The organism is Streptomyces sp. NBC_00523, from assembly GCF_036346615.1.
In the GTDB taxonomy this organism is placed as follows: Bacteria; Actinomycetota; Actinomycetes; order Streptomycetales; family Streptomycetaceae; genus Streptomyces.
The window spans coordinates 5,233,054-5,250,118 of sequence record NZ_CP107836.1; the positions used below are offsets into that span (position 1 = coordinate 5,233,054).

Annotated in this window: 17 protein-coding genes; 15 read left to right on the top strand and 2 right to left on the bottom strand. The window is 71.0% G+C overall.

The genetic code is table 11. The annotated features are described in order from the left end of the window. Positions 1 to 171: 171 nt before the first annotated feature. The 7 genes from OHS17_RS23925 (at position 172) to OHS17_RS23955 (ending at position 7,908) form a co-directional block, all read left to right on the top strand. Positions 172 to 1,164 (top strand): ABC transporter permease, encoded by a 993-nt coding sequence (locus OHS17_RS23925; RefSeq protein ID WP_026171442.1) that lies wholly within the window; start codon positions 172 to 174, stop codon positions 1,162 to 1,164. 44 nt (positions 1,165 to 1,208) lie between these two features. After that, complete coding sequence (locus tag OHS17_RS23930; RefSeq protein WP_330313808.1) at positions 1,209 to 2,969, top strand: ABC transporter substrate-binding protein; 1,761 nt, start codon at positions 1,209 to 1,211, stop codon at positions 2,967 to 2,969. Between the two features lie 89 nt (positions 2,970 to 3,058). Beyond that, the gene (locus OHS17_RS23935) at positions 3,059 to 4,048 is read left to right on the top strand and encodes an ABC transporter permease (protein ID WP_026171441.1); all 990 of its coding nucleotides are present in this window, start codon (positions 3,059 to 3,061) and stop codon (positions 4,046 to 4,048) included. Next, positions 4,045 to 5,148 (top strand): ABC transporter ATP-binding protein, encoded by a 1,104-nt coding sequence (locus OHS17_RS23940; RefSeq protein ID WP_330313809.1) that lies wholly within the window; start codon positions 4,045 to 4,047, stop codon positions 5,146 to 5,148. Before OHS17_RS23935 ends, OHS17_RS23940 begins: the two co-directional genes overlap by 4 nt. Further along, positions 5,145 to 6,335, top strand: coding sequence for an ABC transporter ATP-binding protein (locus tag OHS17_RS23945; RefSeq protein ID WP_330313810.1), 1,191 nt, complete (start codon positions 5,145 to 5,147; stop codon positions 6,333 to 6,335). Before OHS17_RS23940 ends, OHS17_RS23945 begins: the two co-directional genes overlap by 4 nt. Before the next feature lie 18 nt (positions 6,336 to 6,353). Then, positions 6,354 to 7,013 carry a trimeric intracellular cation channel family protein gene (locus OHS17_RS23950; RefSeq protein ID WP_330313811.1) on the top strand — a complete coding sequence of 220 codons (660 nt, stop codon included), beginning with the start codon at positions 6,354 to 6,356 and terminating at the stop codon, positions 7,011 to 7,013. Positions 7,014 to 7,071: 58 nt separating this feature from the next. Further along, entirely contained in the window at positions 7,072 to 7,908 is an 837-nt protein-coding gene (locus OHS17_RS23955) for a thioesterase family protein (protein WP_330313812.1), read from the top strand. Positions 7,909 to 7,928: 20 nt separating this feature from the next. Here the strand turns inward: OHS17_RS23955 and OHS17_RS23960 are convergent, their stop codons facing one another. After that, positions 7,929 to 8,564: a TetR family transcriptional regulator gene (locus OHS17_RS23960; protein ID WP_330313813.1), complete on the bottom strand. Its 636-nt coding sequence runs from the start codon at positions 8,562 to 8,564 to the stop codon at positions 7,929 to 7,931. A gap of 126 nt (positions 8,565 to 8,690) precedes the next feature. Here OHS17_RS23960 and OHS17_RS23965 point away from each other — a divergent pair, with 126 nt between their 5' ends. The 3 genes from OHS17_RS23965 to OHS17_RS23975 all read left to right on the top strand — a co-directional run bounded on the left by OHS17_RS23965 (position 8,691) and on the right by OHS17_RS23975 (position 10,365). Beyond that, the gene (locus tag OHS17_RS23965) at positions 8,691 to 8,843 is read left to right on the top strand and encodes a hypothetical protein (RefSeq protein ID WP_330313814.1); all 153 of its coding nucleotides are present in this window, start codon (positions 8,691 to 8,693) and stop codon (positions 8,841 to 8,843) included. Continuing rightward, positions 8,840 to 9,109: a DUF4190 domain-containing protein gene (locus OHS17_RS23970; RefSeq protein ID WP_330313815.1), complete on the top strand. Its 270-nt coding sequence runs from the start codon at positions 8,840 to 8,842 to the stop codon at positions 9,107 to 9,109. Before OHS17_RS23965 ends, OHS17_RS23970 begins: the two co-directional genes overlap by 4 nt. An 86-nt stretch (positions 9,110 to 9,195) precedes the next feature. Then, positions 9,196 to 10,365, top strand: a complete 1,170-nt coding sequence (locus OHS17_RS23975) for a cysteine desulfurase family protein (protein ID WP_330313816.1) — start codon at positions 9,196 to 9,198, stop codon at positions 10,363 to 10,365. Here OHS17_RS23975 and OHS17_RS23980 read toward each other — a convergent pair. Next, entirely contained in the window at positions 10,358 to 11,035 is a 678-nt protein-coding gene (locus tag OHS17_RS23980) for an N-acetylmuramoyl-L-alanine amidase (protein WP_330313817.1), read from the bottom strand. The two genes, OHS17_RS23975 and OHS17_RS23980, sit on opposite strands and share 8 nt — an antisense overlap. A gap of 61 nt (positions 11,036 to 11,096) precedes the next feature. Here OHS17_RS23980 and mnmA point away from each other — a divergent pair, with 61 nt between their 5' ends. The 5 genes from mnmA (at position 11,097) to ligA (ending at position 16,962) form a co-directional block, all read left to right on the top strand. Next, a complete protein-coding gene (gene mnmA, locus OHS17_RS23985; protein ID WP_330313818.1) occupies positions 11,097 to 12,227 on the top strand; it encodes a tRNA 2-thiouridine(34) synthase MnmA in 1,131 nt (376 codons plus the stop codon). 166 nt (positions 12,228 to 12,393) lie between these two features. Further along, entirely contained in the window at positions 12,394 to 12,933 is a 540-nt protein-coding gene (locus OHS17_RS23990; protein WP_330313819.1) for a TIGR00730 family Rossman fold protein, read from the top strand. A gap of 43 nt (positions 12,934 to 12,976) precedes the next feature. Continuing rightward, the gene (locus OHS17_RS23995) at positions 12,977 to 13,666 is read left to right on the top strand and encodes an SDR family oxidoreductase (protein WP_073964848.1); all 690 of its coding nucleotides are present in this window, start codon (positions 12,977 to 12,979) and stop codon (positions 13,664 to 13,666) included. Positions 13,667 to 13,689: 23 nt separating this feature from the next. Beyond that, positions 13,690 to 14,715 carry a methionine synthase gene (locus OHS17_RS24000; RefSeq protein WP_330313820.1) on the top strand — a complete coding sequence of 342 codons (1,026 nt, stop codon included), beginning with the start codon at positions 13,690 to 13,692 and terminating at the stop codon, positions 14,713 to 14,715. Between the two features lie 30 nt (positions 14,716 to 14,745). After that, entirely contained in the window at positions 14,746 to 16,962 is a 2,217-nt protein-coding gene (gene ligA / locus OHS17_RS24005) for an NAD-dependent DNA ligase LigA (RefSeq protein WP_330313821.1), read from the top strand. The last annotated feature ends 103 nt before the right edge of the window (positions 16,963 to 17,065 follow it).

The window sequence follows — 17,065 nt, forward strand, 5'->3', positions numbered from 1 at the left end:
GTTCGGATATCGGTTGCATTCTGACGTCATCACGTTTGAGCAAACATTCCCCGTCAGGTCTGGCGGGTGTGCGCGCCGTGGCTGAAGACTCCCACGCAACTAGCTATGTACGAGCCGCTACCGCGGCGGTCACGGGCCGGCCACCGCCGGCCGAGAGGGGTCTCCAGCGCAATGACGGCACCTATCGAGACCACCAGGGCGGATACGCGGCCCGAAGCGGTGCTGGAAGGCGCGGGCCGCAAGGAGATCGAGGGCCGTTCGCTCGGCCGCATCGCCTGGACCCGGTTCAAGCGGGACAAGGCCGCGATGGCCGGTGGCATCGTTGTCGTCCTGCTGATCCTGACCGCGGTGCTCTCCAAGCCGCTCCAGTCGCTCCTCGGTCTCGACCCCAACGCGTTCAACCAGACGCTGGTCGACCCCGTCATGCTGGCGCCCAAGGGCAGCTTCGGCGGGATCAGCTGGGACCACCCGTTCGGCGTCGAGCCGCAGACCGGCCGCGACATCTTCGCGCGCATCCTCGAAGGCTCCTGGGTCTCGCTCGTCGTGGCCGTCGGCTCCACCCTGCTCTCCGTCGCCATCGGCGTCGTCATGGGTGTCGTGGCCGGGTTCTACGGCGGCTGGGTGGACAGCCTGATCAGCCGGCTGATGGACACCTTCCTGGCCTTCCCGCTGCTGCTCTTCGCGATCTCCATCTCCGCGTCCCTCCAGGGCAACGCCTTCGGGATGGAAGGGCTCACGCTGCGGATCGCGGTCCTGATCTTCGTGATCGGCTTCTTCAGCTGGCCGTACATCGGCCGCATCGTGCGCGCGCAGACGCTGTCGCTCCGCGAGCGCGAGTTCGTGGAGGCCGCCAGGTCGCTGGGCGCCCGCGGGCCGTTCATCCTCTTCCGCGAGCTGCTGCCCAACCTGGTCGCGCCGATCCTCGTCTACGCGACGCTGCTGATCCCCACGAACATCCTCTTCGAGGCGGCCCTGTCCTTCCTGGGCGTGGGCATCGCACCGCCGCAGGCGTCCTGGGGCGGCATGCTCACGCAGGCGGTCGACCTCTACGAGGTGGACCCGATGTTCATGGTCATCCCCGGCATGGCGATCTTCATCACCGTGCTGGCCTTCAACCTGCTGGGGGACGGGCTGCGTGACGCACTCGACCCTCGTGGCAAGTAAACGCGGCAGTGCCGCACAGGACTAGCGAGGGGGCTTTCCTCAGCATGCAGAACAGAAAGACAGCGGCGCTCATAGCCGTCGCGATCGCGGTGTCGCTCGGCGCCACGGCGTGCAGCAAGGACTCGGACGGCGGCAGCGGCAAGGGCGGCGGCGGCAGCGCCAAGGCCGACGCCGGTCTGACGAGCATCGTCAACGCCAGCGACAAGAAGGGGGGGACGGTCACCTACGAGCACACCAGTGGCCCGGACTCCCTCGACCCCGGCAACACGTACTACGGCTGGGTGCAGAACTTCTCCCGCCTGTACGCCCGTTCGCTGGTCACCTTCCAGCCGGCCGCCGGCAAGGACAGCCTGAAGGTCGTCCCCGACCTCGCCACCGGCCTCGGCAAGGCGAGCGCGGACGCCAAGACCTGGACGTACACGCTGCGCAAGGGCGTGAAGTTCGAGGACGGCTCCGAGATCACCTCGCAGGACGTCAAGTACGCCGTCGAGCGCTCCAACTTCGCGCCGGAGGCCCTGTCCAACGGCCCGACGTACTTCAAGGCGTACCTCGAGGGCGGCGACAAGTACAAGGGTCCCTACAAGGACAAGTCCACCGCGGGTCTGAAGTCCATCGAGACCCCGGACAAGTACACGATCGTCTTCCACCTGAACAAGCCGTTCGCGGACATGGACTACCTGGCCGCGTTCTCGCAGACCGCGCCGATCCAGCAGAAGGCCGACACGGGCGCCAGCTACGTCCAGAAGATGGTCTCCTCGGGTCCGTACAAGTTCTCGGCGTACGACGAGAGCAAGGGCGCGACCCTGGTCCGCAACCCGGAGTGGGACCCGAAGACGGACCCGATCCGCAAGGCGCTGCCGGACAGGATCGAGCTGAAGTTCAACGTCAACCCCACCACGGTCGACGAGCACCTCCTCAACGACGAGACCACCGCGGACATCGCGGGCACGGGTCTCCAGTCGAAGACCCAGCCCAAGGTCCTGGCCAAGGCGTCCGAGAAGGCGAAGACGGACAACCCGTACGCCGGCGCCCTCCAGTACCTCGCGCTGAACGTCAACGTGAAGCCGTTCGACAACGTCGAGTGCCGCAAGGCCGTCCAGTACGCGGTCGACAAGCAGAGCATGGTCGACTCGATCGGCGGCTCGGTCAAGGGCGACCCGGCGAGCACGGTCATCCCCCCGACCGTCGCCGGCTACAAGAAGTTCGACCTGTACCCGACCGAGGGCAGCAAGGGCGACGTGGCCAAGGCCAAGGAGCACCTGGCCAAGTGCGGTCACCCGGACGGCTTCAAGACCACGCTGACGGCCCGTTCGGACCGTCCTGACGAGGTCACCGCCGCCACGCAGCTCCAGAACAGCCTGAAGGCGATCGGCGTCACCGCCGAGATCAAGCAGTTCCCGGCGGACAAGTACTTCACCGACTTCGCGGGCGTTCCGGCCTGGGTCCACAAGAACAACGCGGGCATGATGATGATGGCCTGGGGCGCCGACTGGCCGACCGGCTTCGGCTTCCTCGACCAGATCGTCAACGGCTCGGCCATCAAGCCCTCCGGCGGCACCAACCTGATGGAGCTCAACGACAAGGGGATCAACGACCTCCTCGTCAAGGGCATCGGGACCGTCGACACCACGGAGCGCAACGCCACGTGGGGCGAGGTCGACCAGAAGGTCATGGAGAACGCCTCGGTCGTTCCCCTCTTCTACCGCAAGAACCTGCTCTACCGCCCGGCTTCCGCGGCGAACGTCACCGTCACCGACGCGTACCTCGGCATGTACGACTACGTGCTCATGACGTCCACCAAGTAGCGCCTGTTCATCAAAAGCATCCCCTGAAAGGCAGGTGAAGGCGCCGGGCGGCGGGGTTACCCGCCCCACCCGCCCGGCGCCGCACGGCTGTGGCTGCGTATATCATCCGACGCGTATTCGCCGCGGTGTTGCTGCTGCTGGTGGTCAGCGCAGTCACGTTCGCGATCTTCTTCCTGGTGCCCCGCCTCGGCGGGCAGACCCTCGACTCCATGGCCGCCCAGTACGTGGGGAAGAGCCCCGACCCCGACGTCATCGCCGCGGTCAAGAAGAACCTGGGGCTGGACCAGCCCCTGTACCTCCAGTACTGGCACTTCATCAAGGGCATCGTGGTCGGCGCCCAGTACCAGTTCGGCCCCGACCCCGTCACGTGCAACGCCCCGTGCTTCGGCTACTCGTTCAAGACGCACACCGAGATCTGGCCGCAGCTCGTGGACCGGGTCCCGGTCACGCTCTCGCTGGCCGTCGGTGCCGCCGTCATCTGGGTCATCTCCGGTGTCGCGATCGGCGTCGTCTCCGCGCTGAAGCGGGGCTCGCTCTTCGACCGCCTCTCCATGGGCGTCGCCCTCGCCGGTGTCTCCCTGCCGATGTTCTTCACCGGCCTGGTCGTCCTGGCGCTCTTCGGCAACGGGGAGTACGTGCCCATCACCGAGGACCCCGTCGCCTGGGCGGGCAGCCTGGTCCTGCCCTGGTGCACGCTCGCCCTGCTGTACTCCGCGCTCTACGCCCGGCTCACCCGGGCCGGGATGCTGGAGACCATGAGCGAGGACTACATCCGCACCGCGCGCGCCAAGGGCCTCCAGGAACGCAAGGTGGTCGTCAAGCACGGGCTGCGGTCCGCGCTCACCCCGCTGGTCACGATCTTCGGCATGGACTTCGCGCTGCTTCTCGGCGGCGCGGTCATCACCGAACGCGTCTTCTCCTTCCAGGGGCTCGGCGCCTTCGCGATCCAGGGCGTGACCACCGCCGACCTGCCCAAGGTGATGGGCGTGACCCTGGTCGCGGCCTTCTTCATCGTCATCTGCAACCTGCTGGTGGACCTCGTGTACGCCGCGATCGACCCCCGGGTGAGGCTCTCATGAGCGGCGCGACCAAGAAGGACTCGACCAAGAAGGACGCCGAGAAGGACGCGGCCGTCCCGGCCCCGCGCCCGGGCGACGGTCACCCGTTCCTCTCCGTACGCGACCTCAGCGTCCACTTCGACACCGACGACGGCCTGGTCAGGTCCGTGGACGGCGTCAGCTTCGACCTGGAGGCCGGCCAGACCCTCGGCATCGTCGGCGAGTCCGGCTCCGGCAAGTCCGTGACCTCGCTGGGGATCATGGGCCTGCACACCTCGGAGCGGGCCCGCATCGGCGGCGAGATCTGGCTGGAGGGCGAGGAGCTGATCGGCTCCGGCGCCGAGCGCGTACGGCGGCTGCGCGGCCAGAAGATGGCCATGATCTTCCAGGACCCGCTGTCCGCCCTGCACCCGTACTACACGATCGGCGCGCAGATCGTGGAGGCCCACCGGGTCCACCACAAGGTCGACAGGAGGGCCGCCAAGAAGCGCGCCATCGAGATGCTCGACCGGGTCGGCATCCCCGAGCCGCACCGCCGGTTCGATGACTACCCGCACCAGTTCTCCGGCGGCATGCGCCAGCGCGCGATGATCGCGATGGCCCTGGTCAACAACCCGCAGCTGCTCATCGCCGACGAGCCGACGACCGCCCTCGACGTCACCGTCCAGGCGCAGATCCTCGACCTGATCCGCGATCTGCAGAAGGAGTTCGGCTCCGCGGTCATCATGATCACCCACGACCTCGGCGTCGTCGCCGAGATCGCGGACCAGATCCTCGTGATGTACGCGGGACGGTGCGTCGAGCGCGGCTCCGCCGAGAAGGTGTTCTACGAGCCCCAGCACCCGTACACCTGGGGTCTGCTCGGCTCGATGCCGCGGATCGACCGGGAGCAGACCGAGCGGCTGATCCCCGTCAAGGGCTCGCCGCCCAGTCTCATCAACGTCCCGTCGGGCTGCGCCTTCCACCCGCGCTGCCCGTACGCCGACGTCCCGCCCGACAACATCACCCGGACCGAGCGTCCGGAGCTGCGACAGGTCGGCGACGGGCACTTCTCCGCGTGCCACATGTCGCCCGAGCAGCGCGACCGGATCTGGACCGAAGAGATTGCGCCGAAGCTGTGACTGAGCTGAACAAGAAGACTCCCGCGCCCGCCGCGGCCGGGTCGGACGGGTCCGGCCCCGAACCGCTCCTCAAGGTGGACGGCCTGGTCAAGCACTTCCCGATCACCAAGGGCGTGCTGAAGCGCAAGGTCGGCGCGGTCCAGGCCGTGGACGGGCTCACCTTCGACGTGCGCCCGGGGGAGACCCTGGGCGTCGTCGGCGAGTCGGGCTGCGGCAAGTCGACCATGGGCCGGCTGGTGACCCGGCTCCTCGAACCGACCGGCGGCAAGGTCGAGTTCCAGGGCCGCGACATCACCCATCTGTCCGCCGGACGGCTGCGGCCGATGCGGCGCGACATCCAGATGATCTTCCAGGACCCGTACGGCTCGCTGAACCCGCGCCACACGGTCGGCGGGATCGTCTCCACCCCCTTCCGGCTCCAGGGCGTCAAGCCCGAGGGCGGCGTGAAGGCGGAGGTCCAGCGGCTGCTGGAGCTGGTCGGGCTCAACCCCGAGCACTACAACCGCTATCCGCACGAGTTCTCCGGCGGCCAGCGCCAGCGCATCGGCATCGCCCGGGCGCTCGCGCTCAAGCCGAAGCTGGTCGTCGCGGACGAGCCGGTCTCCGCGCTGGACGTGTCGATCCAGGCGCAGGTGGTGAACCTGCTGGACGACCTCCAGGACGAGCTCGGGCTCACGTACATGATCATCGCGCACGACCTGTCGGTGATCCGCCACGTCTCGGACCGGATCGCGGTCATGTACCTCGGCAAGATCGTCGAACTGGCGGACCGCAAGTCGCTGTACGAGGCGCCCATGCACCCGTACACGAAGGCGCTGATGTCCGCGGTGCCGGTGCCGGACCCGCGCCGGCGCGGTGCCAAGAGCGACCGCATCCTGCTCAAGGGCGATGTCCCGTCGCCGATCTCGCCGCCCGCCGGCTGCCGGTTCCACACCCGGTGCTGGAAGGCGACGAAGGTCTGCGGCACGACCGAGCCGCCGCTGCTCCAGCTGAAGACCGGGCACCAGGTGGCCTGCCACCACCCGGAGAACGGCGAGGACCAGGTGCCGGGCGACGCGCCGCTGGTCGCGGACGTCATCACGGTCCGGTCGGCGCCCGCGGAGGAGCCCGCCGAGGCACCGGTGAAGGAGGAGCCCGCGCAGGCCGCCGAGCCCTCCGAGCCCGCCCCGGACGGTACGAAGGAGTAGTACGGGCACAATTGCCCGGTGCTCAACGAACTGTTCACGCCCTCCGTCCAGCACTCGCTCGACATCGTGGGGATCTTCGTCTTCGCGATCTCGGGCGCCCTGCTCGCCGTACGCAAGAACTTCGATGTCTTCGGCATCGCGGTGCTCGCCGAGGTGACCGCGCTGGGCGGAGGGCTCTTCCGTGACCTGATCATCGGCGCGGTGCCGCCCGCCGCCTTCACGGATCTGGGGTACTTCACCACCCCGCTGCTCGCCGCCGGGCTGGTCTTCTTCCTCCACCCGCACGTGGAGCGCATCCAGGTCGGCGTGAACGTCTTCGACGCGGCCGGTCTCGGGCTGTTCTGCGTCACCGGCACGGTGAAGGCGTACGACTACGGGCTCGGCCTCACCTCGTCCGCGGCGCTCGGCCTGGCCACGGCGGTCGGCGGCGGTGTACTGCGGGACGTCCTGGCCAACGAGGTGCCCTCGCTGCTGCGTTGGGACCGGGACCTGTACGCGGTGCCCGCCATGGTCGGCGCCACCATGATCGTGCTCTGCATCCGCTTCGACGCGCTCAACGCCCTGACCAGCGGCGCGGCCGTGATCACCGCGTTCGTCCTGCGGCTGCTCGCGCTTCGCTTCCACTGGCGGGCCCCGCGTGCCTACAACCGGCGCTCGGCGCGGGCGGACGAGGGGTGACCTACTCGGGGGCGTAAAAAGCTACCGCTCAGTAATACAATCGGTGTACGGTGCGTCCATGGCACAGGCAACCATCGGGGACAGCGAGTTCGACAGGGACACCGCGGTCACCCTGCGCGAAGAGGGCGTCTACGACGCGGAGCTCTCGGCGGGCTGGACGATCATCCACGCCGTCAACGGCGGCTACCTGCTGGCGATGCTGGGCCGTGCGCTCGGCGAGGCCCTGCCGCACACGGACCCGTTCTCCGTCTCCGCGCACTACCTCACCGCCTCCGTGCCCGGCCCGGCGGTGATCCGGACCCAGACCGTCCGCACCGGCCGCACCCTCTCCACCGGTCAGGCGTCGCTCTTCCAGTACGCCGAGGACGGCACCGAGGTCGAGCGCATCCGCGTCCTCGCCACCTACGGCGACCTGGACGCGCTCAGCGACGACGTCCGCACCGCCGCGAAGCCGCCGGCCATCCCGCCGCGCGAGCACTGCCTCGGCCCCAGCGACGGACCCGCGCCGATCCCGGGCAGCTCCGCGATCACCGACCGGCTCGACATCAAGCTCGACCCGGCGACCATCGGCTGGGCGATCGGGCAGCCCTCCGGCAAGGGCGAGATGCGCGGCTGGTTCGGTCTGGCCGACGGCCGCGACCCCGACGCGCTCTCCCTGTTGCTCACCGTGGACGCCCTGCCGCCGACCTCGTTCGAGCTGGGGCTCAAGGGCTGGACGCCCACCATCGAGCTCACCACGCACATCCGCTGCCGCCCGGCCCCGGGCCCGCTGCGCGTCTCCATCACCACCCGCAACCTGGCGGGCGGCTTCCTGGAGGAGGACGCGGACGTCTGGGACAGCGCCGACCGCCTGGTCGCCCAGTCCCGCCAGCTCGCCCGCGCCCCGCGCGACTGACCCTCCGGTCGTTCTTCTTCTCAGGCGCCCTGTGCCGGCTCGTCGAGCCAGTGCAGGGCGCCGAGTGCGATGAGCCGCATCCGGCGCCCCGCCGTGCGGGCCACCCGCGCGTCGTCCGCCGGGCCCGCGTCCAGCAGGGCCGACGCGGTGATCACCATGTGGTCCACATAGAGACCGCCCAGCATCAACAGGTCCTCCTCGGCCCAGCCCGCGGACTCCGGCTCCGCCGCGAGGGCCGCCGCCACCTCCTCGGCGAACAGCCGCAGCTGCGCCGCGATGGCCTCGCGGACCGGGCCGACCCCGCCGTGCTGCTCCCGCGCGATGAAGCGGAAGTGCGCGGGCTGCTCCCGTACGTGACGCCGTATCAGCTCCACGCTGCGGTCGAGCCGGACCTCGCTGTCGCCGGTCTCGGCGAGGATCGCGCCGATCATGCCGTGCAGGCTGCCCAGGGTCTGCTCGACCAGGGCCACGCCGAGCGCGGGCACGCTCGCGAAGTGCCGGTAGAAGGCCGTGGGCGTGATGCCGGCCGCCCGGGTCACCTCGCGCAGCCCGAGGCTGCTCAGGCTCTGCTCCGCCAGCAGTCCGAGGGCGGCGTCCAGGAGCGCCTGGCGCGTCTTCAGCTTCTGGTTCTGGCGGACCCCGGCGATGTGACTCATGCCATTCAGTAAACAACTGTTCTCCGGAGCGGGGAAGGGGTGTGCGGGTTTAGACTCAAGAGTCAGTGAACAGTCGTACTCCGAATGTTCCTGGCGCAACGCCATCCGCACACGGAAAGGCCGAACATGATCGTCCTTGTCGCCGCCCTGCTCCTGCTGGGGATCGTGCTGGGAGCGGTGGCCCAGATCCCGCTGCCCCTGTCGCTCGTCCTCGGCGCGCTCATCGCCTGCTGGCTCCTGGTCTTCACCGTGCGCGAGCGGGCGCGGGGTTCCCGGTGAGCGCCCCGGTGCAAGCCGCCCCGCGCACCCGCCGGGACGCCGACGGCCTCGCCGTCGCCTCGTTCGTGCTGGGCCTCGTCGGGCTGCTGGTGATGAACCTGCTGCTGGGCCCCGCCGCCATCGTGATGGCCCTCGTGGCCCTGGCCCGCTCCACCACCCGGCGCACCCGCGCCTTCCTCGGCCTCGCGCTCGGCGTCGCCGACCTGGTGGTCCTGGCCTTCCTGGTCACCGGAAACGGCGTCGTCGCCTGGAACTTCGGGGGCTGATCCGCCCGGCCCGCACGGTGCGCGGGGAGCGGGACCCCATGCGCCCGCCGTACGCCCCACCGGGGGCTCGTAGAATCGAGCCCACCATGGCTTACCTCGACCACGCCGCGACCACGCCGATGCTTCCCGAGGCGATCGCGGCGATGACCGCGCAGCTCGCCGTCACGGGCAACGCGTCCTCACTCCACGCCGCCGGGCGCCGGGCCCGCCGTACCGTCGAGGAGTCCCGGGAATCCCTCGCCGACGCCCTCGGCGCACGCCCCAGCGAGGTGGTCTTCACCTCGGGCGGCACCGAATCGGACAACCTCGCGGTGAAGGGCCTGTACTGGGCCCGCCGCGACGCCGACCCCCGCCGCACCCGGGTCCTCGCCAGCCCCGTCGAGCACCACGCCGTCCTCGACGCGGTCGACTGGCTGGCCACCCACGAGGGCGCGACCGTCGAATACCTCCCCGTCGACCGGTACGGGCGGGTCCACCCCGAGGCGCTGCGCGAGGCGGTCCTGCGCGACCCCGACGACGTCGCGCTGATCACCGTGATGTGGGCCAACAACGAGATCGGCACGGTCCTGCCGGTACGCGAACTGGCCGAGGTGGCCCGCGAGTTCGAGATCCCGATGCACGCCGACGCGGTCCAGGCGTTCGGGCAGCTCGACGTGGACTTCGGCGCGTCCGGGCTCGCCGCGATGACCGTCAGCGCGCACAAGATCGGCGGGCCCACCGGCGTCGGCGCGCTGCTGCTCGGCCGCGAGTACACCCCGGTGCCCGTGCTGCACGGCGGCGGACAGGAGCGCCACGTCCGCTCCGGCACCCTGGACGTGGCGGGCATCGCCTCCTTCGCCGTCGCCGGACGGATCGCCGCCGACCGGCGCGAGGACTTCGCCCGGGAGACCGGCGCGCTCCGCGACGAGCTGGCCGCCGCCGTCCTGGCGGAGGTCCCCGACGCGATCCTGGGCGGCGACCCGGCACCGGGCGGCCGTCTGCCGGCCAACGCGCACTTCACCTTCCCCGGCTGCGAGGGCGACTCGCTCCTGCTGCTGCTGGACGCCCAGGGCATCGAATGCTCCACCGGCTCCGCCTGCACCGCCGGGATCGCCCAGCCCAGCCACGTGCTGCTCGCCACGGGCACCGATCCGGACCTGGCCCGGGGCACCCTGCGCTTCTCGCTCGGCCACACCTCGGTCAAGCAGGACGTCCAGGACGTGGCCCGGGCGATCGGCCCGGCGGTGGAGCGGGCGCGCTCGGCGGGGCTCAGCTAGCCCGCTTCCCCGACGTCTTCGCGCGCCGGACCAGCTCCATGTAGCGGTCCCAGTCCCAGCCGCGGCCCGGGTCCGTGTGGTCGGCGCCCGGGACCTCGACGTGCCCGATGATGTGCTCGCGGTCCACCGGGATGCCGTACCGCGCGCATATCGCCGCGGTGAGCTTCGCCGACGCCCCGTACATCGCGGCGGTGAAGTCCTGCGGGCGCTCCACGAAGCCCTCGTGCTCGATGCCCACACTGCGTTCGTTGTACGAGCGGTTGCCCGCGTGGAACGCCACGTCCAGCTCGCGGATCATCTGCGTCACGTGCCCGTCCTTGCGCACCACGTAATGCGCCGCCGCCTGGTGGCCCGGGTCCTGGAAGGCGCGGACCGCGCTGCTGAAGCTGCCCTGCGTGACATGGATGACCACCCGGTCGATGCCGTAGTCGTCGGGGCGGTCGGCCCGCCGCCAGTTCGCCTCCGAGGCCGCGACCCACTTCGCCGCCGCGTAGTCCACCGCCCCCGGCGTGCGCGGCTTCTCCACGCCCGGCAGCCGCCACCAGGCGCGCTTCAGCCGGTCCCGGGCCAGCGCCGCCGTGCCCACGGCCGTGACGGCACCGCCGATCAGCACCGAGCGCCGGCTGATCCCGGTCCCGGTGCCGCTGCCGTCCGTCCCCTTGGTCCCCATGAGACGGACAACGCTTATCCGCGAGCTTTCGGTTCCCGTCCCCACGTACCCTGGTGGGGCTATGACTGAGACTCCCCAGCGCCCCCTCCGTGTGCTCGCCGCCATGTCGGGCGGTGTCGACTCCGCCGTCGCCGCGGCCCGCGCCGCCGAGGCGGGCCACGACGTGACCGGTGTGCACCTCGCCCTCTCCGCGAACCCGCAGTCCTTCCGGACCGGCGCCCGGGGCTGTTGCACCATCGAGGACTCCCGGGACGCCCGCCGCGCCGCGGACGTCATCGGCATCCCCTTCTACGTCTGGGACCTGGCGGAACGCTTCCGCGAGGACGTCGTGGAGGACTTCGTCGCGGAGTACGAGGCGGGACGCACCCCCAACCCGTGCCTGCGCTGCAACGAGAAGATCAAGTTCGCTGCGCTCCTCGACAAGGCCCTCGCGCTCGGCTTCGACGCGGTGTGCACCGGCCACTACGCCACCGTGGTCACCGGCGCCGACGGCAACCGCGAGCTGCACCGCGCCTCGGACATGGCCAAGGACCAGAGCTATGTGCTCGGCGTCCTGGACGAGCGCCAGCTCGCCCACGCGATGTTCCCGCTCGGCGACACCCTCACCACCAAGGACGAGATCCGCGCCGAGGCCGAGCGCCGGGGCCTCGCGGTCGCCAAGAAGCCCGACAGCCACGACATCTGCTTCATCGCCGACGGCGACACCCAGGGCTTCCTGGCGAACCGCCTCGGCGGCCCGGCGGAGGGCGACATCCTGGACGAGTCCGGTGCGAAGCTCGGCACCCACGAGGGCGCCTTCGGCTTCACCATCGGCCAGCGCAAGGGCCTGCGCATCGGCCACCCCGCCCCCGACGGCAAGCCGCGCTACGTCCTGGACATCTCCCCGGTCAACAACACGGTGACGGTCGGCCCCGCCGAGGCCCTGGACGTCACCGCGCTCACCGCGATCAAGCCCCGCTGGTGCGGAACCCCCCCGTCCGGCCCGGGGACGTACACCGCGCAGCTCCGCGCCCACGGCGGCGAGACCGAGGTGACCGCCGAGCTGACCGACGCCACCCTGCACGTCACGTTCACCGAGCCGGTGAGGGGCGTCGCCCCCGGCCAGGCGGTCGTGCTGTACGACGGCACCCGCGTGGTCGGCTCCGCGACGATCGCGACGACGGTACGCCGGGAGCGCGCGGCGGCGGGCTGAGCCCCGTACGCACGGCAAAGCCCCGCACGACAACGCCCGACCCCAGTACGGGCGTGGCCGCGCGGGGCGCTTTCGTGGCGGTGCCACGGATTTCAGGGTCCGCCACAGCGGCGCCCGCCGCATCCCGGCAGCGGCCCCGCACGGGGCGGGTCGTACCGTGGCGGTCATGAACATCTGCGTCTTCCTCTCCGCCGCCGACCTCGACGACCGCTACACCGTGCCCGCCCGTGAATTCGCCGAGCTGCTGGGGCGCGGTGGGCACACCCTCGTCTGGGGCGGCTCCGAGAGCGGCCTGATGAAGGTCGTCGCCGACGGCGTCCAGGACGCGGGCGGCAAGCTGGTCGGCGTCTCGGTGGACTTCCTGGCCGCGAAGGCGCGCGCCAACGCCGACGAGATGGTCATCGCCCGGGACCTCGCCGAGCGCAAGGCGCTCCTGCTCGCGAAGTCCGACGCGATCGTGATCATGGTCGGCGGCACCGGGACGCTGGACGAGGCGACCGAGATCCTGGAGCTCAAGAAGCACGGCAAGCACACCAAGCCCGTCGTCCTGCTCAACACCGCCGGCTTCTACGACGGCCTGCGCGAGCAGTTCCAGCGCATGGAGGACGAGGGCTTCCTGCCCCTCCCGCTGACCGAGCTGGTCTTCTTCGCGGAGGACGGCGTCGGCGCCCTGGCCTACCTGGAGGAGTCGGCCGGCCTGCAGTGATGTGACGTACGGGGCCCGGGCGGCGGATGCGACGATGGGGACCATGTCCACTCACCTCATCACCGGTGCCGGTTCCGGCATCGGCGCAGCGGTCGCCCGGCGTCTCACCGAACGCGGGGACGACCTCGTCCTGCTGGCCCGCGACGCGGGCCGCGCCAAGGAGCTCGCCGCGCTCCACCCCGGTGCCCGCACCCTGGTCGGCGACCTGTCCAACCCGGACCGGCTCTCCTGGGCCCTCGCCCAGCAGAGCGTCCCGGAACGGCTCGACTCGCTGCTGCACATCGCGGGCGTGGTCGAGCTCGGCCCGGTCGGTGAGCTCACCCCCAAGGCCTGGCACTACCAGCTCAACGCCAACCTCGTCGCCCCCGCCGAGCTGACCCGGCTCACGCTGCCCCAGCTGCGCGTCGCCCAGGGCCACGTGCTCTTCGTCAACTCCGGCGCCGGGCTCTCGGCGAGCCCCGAGTGGAGCGCGTACGCCGCCAGCAAGCACGGCCTGAAGGCCCTCGCGGACTCGCTGCGCCACGAGGAGCACGGCAACGGCGTCCGCGTCACCACCGTCTACCCGGGCCGCACCGCCAGCCCCATGCAGGAGAAGGTCCACCGGCAGGAGGGCAAGGAGTACGACCCCGCCCGCTGGATCGACCCCGAGTCCGTCGCGACCACCATCCTGATGGCGCTCGACCTGCCCCGCGACGCCGAGGTCAACGACCTCACCGTCCGTCCCGGCCGCTGATCGCGGGGCCGTACCCTTCTCGCGTGAGCGAGATCAGCGAGTTCAGGGACTGCCCGGCCACCGGGATCGGTTCGATGCCCGGGGGAGACGCCCGGGAGGCGGCGAAGACCGTCACCGGCTCCTTCGGCGACGGCGAGGGCATGCCGTACCTGGCGGAACTCCCGGCCCGCGGGCCCGGCGCCGACATGATCGGCCGCACGATCGGACTGCTCTCCGAGCTGTACGGGCACGTCGAGCCCAGCGGCTGGCGGATCAGCGACCGGCCCGGCCGCGACACCCGCCGCGCCCGGTCCTGGCTCGGCGAGGACCTGGACGCCCTGGAGGAGTTCACCCAGGGCTACGAGGGCCCGCTCAAGATCCAGGCGGTGGGGCCCTGGACCCTCGCCGCCGCCCTGGAACGCCGGGGCGGCGAGGCGTTCCTCGGCGACCTGGGGGCCTGCCGCGACCTCGCGGACTCGCTCGCCGAGGGCCTGCGCGGCCACCTCGCCGAGGTGCGCCGCCGGGTCCCCGGGGCGCGGATCGCCCTCCAGCTGGACGAGCCCTCGCTCACCGCCGTGCTGCGCGGCCGGGTCAGGACCGCCAGCGGCTACCGCACCTACCGGGCGGTGGACCGCCAGGCCGTGGAGGCCACCCTGCGCGAGGTGCTCGCGGCGGCGGGGGAGACCGCGACCCTCGTGCACACCTGCGCCCCCGAGGTGCCGTTCGCGCTGCTGCGCCGGGCCGGGGCGGACGGCATCTCCTTCGACCTCTCCCTGCTCACCGAGCGTGAGGAGGAGGCCGTCGGGGAAGCCGTCGAGGGCGGCACCCGGATGTTCTTCGGGGTCGTACCGGGCACCGACCCGGCCTCGGGCCGATTGTCCGACCCGGGCGGTAGCGTCATGGGTGTCAGGACGCTGTGGCGCAGGCTGGGGCTGAATCCGGGGACTCTCACCGAGTCCGTGACGGTCACCCCCTCGTGCGGACTCGCGGGTGCGTCACCCGCGTACGCACGGGCCGCGCTCGCCCACTGCGCCCGGGCCGCGAGATCGCTCGCAGACAACCCTGAGTAGCGGGACGCTGGGTAACGGGAGGACGGGACGATGGCCGGCGAAGAGCAGACGGCGGTGCCAGCCGAGGCGCAGGAGCGGCACAAGCTCCTCGCGGAGCAGATCGAGGAGCACCGCTTCCGGTATTACGTGAACGACCAGCCGGTCGTCAGCGACGCCGAGTTCGACCGGCTGCTGCGCGAGCTGGAGGCCCTGGAGGAGTCCCACCCCCCGCTGCGCACCCCGGACTCGCCGACCCAGAAGGTCGCCGGGCCGTACCGCACGGAGTTCACCTCGGTCGAGCACCGCGAGCCGATGCTGTCCCTGGACAACGCCTTCGACGACGAGGAGCTGGCCGCCTGGGGCGAGCGCATCGCCCGGGACGTCGGCGCGCCCGGCTACCACTACCTGTGCGAGCTGAAGATCGACGGCCTCGCCGTCAACCTGACGTACGAGCACGGCGTGCTGACCCGCGCCGCGACCCGGGGCGACGGCCGCACCGGCGAGGACATCACGCCCAACGTCCGCACCATCGCGGACATCCCGCACCGGCTCAAGGGCGACCGCGTACCGCCGCTGGTCGAGGTGCGCGGCGAGGTCTTCTTCCCGATGGAGGGGTTCGAGGAGCTGAACGCCCGGCTGGTGGAGTCCGACGACAAGCCCTTCGCCAACCCCCGTAACGCGGCGGCCGGTTCGCTGCGCCAGAAGGACCCCAAGGTCACCGCCACGCGCCCGCTCCACATGGTGGTGCACGGCATCGGCGCCCGCGAGGGCTTCGACATCGACTGCCTCTCGCACGCCTACGAGCTGCTGCGCGAGTGGGGCCTGCCCACCGCCAAGTACAACAAGGTGGTCGACTCCCTCGCAGGGGTAAGGGAGTTCATCGCCTACTTCGGCGAGCACCGGCACTCCGTGGAGCACGAGATCGACGGCGTCGTCGTCAAGCTGGACGAGATCCCGCTCCAGGGCCGCCTGGGCTCCACCTCCCGCGCCCCGCGCTGGGCCATCGCCTGGAAGTACGCGCCGGAGGAGGTCAACACCAAGCTGGTCAACATCCGCGTCGGCGTCGGCCGCACCGGCCGCGTCACCCCGTACGCCCAGGTCGAGCCGGTCGTGGTGGCGGGCTCCGAGGTCGAGTTCGCCACCCTGCACAACCAGAACGTGGTCAAGGCCAAGGGCGTCCTGATCGGCGACACGGTGGTGCTCCGCAAGGCCGGGGACGTGATCCCGGAGATCCTCGGCCCGGTCGTGGACCTGCGCGACGGCACCGAGCGGGCGTTCGTCATGCCGGACCACTGCCCGGAGTGCGGCACCGAGCTGAAGCCCATGAAGGAGGCGGACGTCGACGTCCGCTGCCCCAACGCGCGTTCCTGCCCCGCCCAGTTGCGCGAGCGCGTCTCCTATCTCGCCGGTCGCAAGTGCCTCGACATCGACCACTTCGGTTACGTGGTCGCCGCCGCGCTGACCGCACCGCTGGAGCCCGCCGAACCGCCGCTGCGCGACGAGGGCGACCTCTTCGGGCTGACCGTGGACGAGCTGCTGCCGATCCGGGCCTACGTCCTCGACCCGGACAGCGGGCTGCCCAAGCGCGACCCGAAGACCGGCGAGGAGAAGATCGCCCGGGTCTTCGCCAACCAGCAGGGCGAGCCCAAGAAGAACGCCCTCGCGATGCTCGACGCCATCGCCGCGGCCAAGGAGGCCCCGCTGGCCCGCGTCCTCACCGGGCTCTCCATCCGCCACGTCGGCCCGGTCGCGGCCCGGGAGCTGGCCCGCCAGTTCCGGTCCATCGACCGCATCGAGGAGGCCACCGAGCAGGAGCTGGCCGACGCCGACGGGGTCGGGCCCATCATCGCCGCCTCGGTCAAGCAGTGGTTCGCCGAGGACTGGCACCGCGAGATCCTGCGCAAGTGGCGCGAGGCCGGCGTCCGGATGGCGGACGAGGGGGCCGGCGAGGACGAGGGCCCCCGCCCGCTCGAAGGGCTCACGGTCGTCGTCACGGGCACCCTGACCGGGCACACCAGGGATGGCGCGAAAGAGGCCCTGCAGAGCCGGGGAGCGAAGGTCACCGGTTCCGTTTCCAAGAAGACCGCCTTCGTCGTCGTCGGCGACAACCCCGGATCCAAGTACGACAAAGCGGTCCAGCTGAAGGTCCCCGTCCTCGACGAGACCGGCTTCGCCGTCCTCCTCGCCGAGGGCCCGGACGCCGCCCGAGAGACGGCCGTCCCGGCCGGCGAACCGGCTCCGGAGGAGGGCGCCGCACCCGGAGAGTGAGCGCCCGCCGACGCATCGTCGGCGTCACCCGATCGGCGCATAGCAGATGCTGACGGATAGTCGGTTCGCATTTGGGCAAGACCCGTAGACCGCTGCCCGTAGC